Raw genomic sequence first — 1,510 nt, 5'->3', positions numbered from 1 at the left:
GGCGGGGGCGGACTGCGGGGACCGCGGGATCGCGGGATCGCGGGATCGCGTCGGCGATATGGCCTTTCGCTGGGAGTACAAAGCGAGTCCCAACGCTTGTTGCCCGGCATGAGGGACCGGTTCGACACGGATAAGACATAGCGGTTCACCATCTGGCGAACCGAAAGCGGACGCGTTCTCACGGCCTTGTTTTAAGGCTGTCATGCTCGCGATTGGCCGCCTCAATCGCCTCGCCATTGTCGAGTGCCCACGCGCAGAGCGCCTCGAAGGGTTGGCGCAGGGAATGGCCAAGCGGGGTGATCGCATACTCGACGCCAATGGGCGCGGTCGGCAGCACTGTCCGGGTCACCATACCGTTGCGCTCCAGCCGCTTGAGCGCGTCCGCCAGCGCCTTGTGCGTGATGCCGTCGAGCCGCCGCTTGATCGCGTTGAACCGTGCCGGTCGCGGGCAGAGCACCGTGAGGATCAGGATCGTCCACTTGTCGGCGATCTTGTCCAGCACCAGGCGGACCTGCGCCATGTCGGCGAGCGCGCACGCGGATAGGATATCGAGATCAGTATCATCGGCCATATCTAGGCTAATCTAAGTGCGTTCTTGATAGCAGATATATGCCGTGTATCTCATGCGCCGTTGCAGATGAAGGGATGCCGCGATGGCTCGCATGGTGGACAAGGTTGCGCTCGTGGTCGGCGGGGCGAAGGGCATCGGCCTTGCGGTCGCCGAGAGGCTGGCGGTCGAGGGCGCGTCGGTCGTCTTCACCGGACGGCGCGCCGACGAGGTCGAGGCAGCCGCCGCGAGGATCGGGCGCGGTGCGCGGGGTCTCGTCGCGGATGCGGCCCTACAGGAAGATTTGCACCACGTCGTGGCGACGGTGCGGGAGACACATGGCCGGATCGATGCGCTGGTCCTCAACGCGGGCATCTCGGAACCGGCGACCCTGCGCGACGGGACGCCCGAGCATTTCGACCGGCACTTTGCGGTCAACGTCCGTGGGGCCGTCTTCGGGTTGCAAGCGGCGTTGAGTGCGATGGGACGGGGTGGCTCGGTCGTGCTGATGGGGTCGATCGCCGATGCCGCAGGAATCACGCCCTACGGGACCTATTGCGCGACGAAGGCGGCGCTGCGCTCTTACGCGCGCACATGGACAGCAGAACTGGCTCCGCAGGGTATCCGCGTGAACGTGGTGGCCCCCGGCCCAACTGACACCGCCATGATGGCCAGCGTGCCTGAGGAGCAGAGGGCCGCACTGATCGCGCCAATCCCGCTCGGCCGCATGGCGCGTCCCGAGGAGGTGGCGGCGGCCACACTGTTCCTTCTGAGCGACGAGGCGAGCTTTGTCGCGGGGGCCGAACTGTGCGTCGATGGTGGGATGCGACAGATTTAGAGCGCCTAACAGAACCGTCTGATCTGGTTGAGAGTGATGAGGCTGGCGGCGAGGCTCGTGAAGGCCTCGTAGATGTCTGCGCGTCGCTCGTAGCGGATGGGCAATCGACGGAATCGGTTGAACCA

Annotated in this window: 2 protein-coding genes and 1 pseudogene; 1 reads left to right on the top strand and 2 read right to left on the bottom strand. The window is 65.4% G+C overall.

Features of this window, described 5'->3' with window-relative positions:
* Window positions 1–178: 178 nt before the first annotated feature.
* Entirely contained in the window at window positions 179–571 is a 393-nt protein-coding gene (locus FV242_RS33830) for a helix-turn-helix domain-containing protein (RefSeq protein ID WP_147942018.1), read from the bottom strand.
* Window positions 572–653: 82 nt separating this feature from the next.
* Here FV242_RS33830 and FV242_RS33825 point away from each other — a divergent pair, with 82 nt between their 5' ends.
* On the top strand, window positions 654–1,385 hold the full coding sequence (locus tag FV242_RS33825; RefSeq protein ID WP_147942017.1) for an SDR family NAD(P)-dependent oxidoreductase: 732 nt from the start codon (window positions 654–656) through the stop codon (window positions 1,383–1,385).
* A gap of 5 nt (window positions 1,386–1,390) precedes the next feature.
* Here the strand turns inward: FV242_RS33825 and FV242_RS33820 are convergent.
* Window positions 1,391–1,510 (bottom strand): annotated as a pseudogene (locus FV242_RS33820) (IS5/IS1182 family transposase); the annotation flags it as partial.

Source organism: Methylobacterium sp. WL64 (genome assembly GCF_008039945.1).
Taxonomy (GTDB): Bacteria; Pseudomonadota; Alphaproteobacteria; order Rhizobiales; family Beijerinckiaceae; genus Methylobacterium.
This window is presented reverse-complemented; position numbering and strand designations above follow the sequence as displayed.

Excerpts from the sequence above, each read along its gene's own strand:
- FV242_RS33825 (WP_147942017.1), top strand. The coding sequence starts at position 654 with ATGGCTCGCATGGTGGACAAGGTTGCGCTCGTGGTCGGCGGGGCGAAG.
- FV242_RS33830 (WP_147942018.1), bottom strand. The coding sequence starts at position 571 with ATGGCCGATGATACTGATCTCGATATCCTATCCGCGTGCGCGCTCGCC.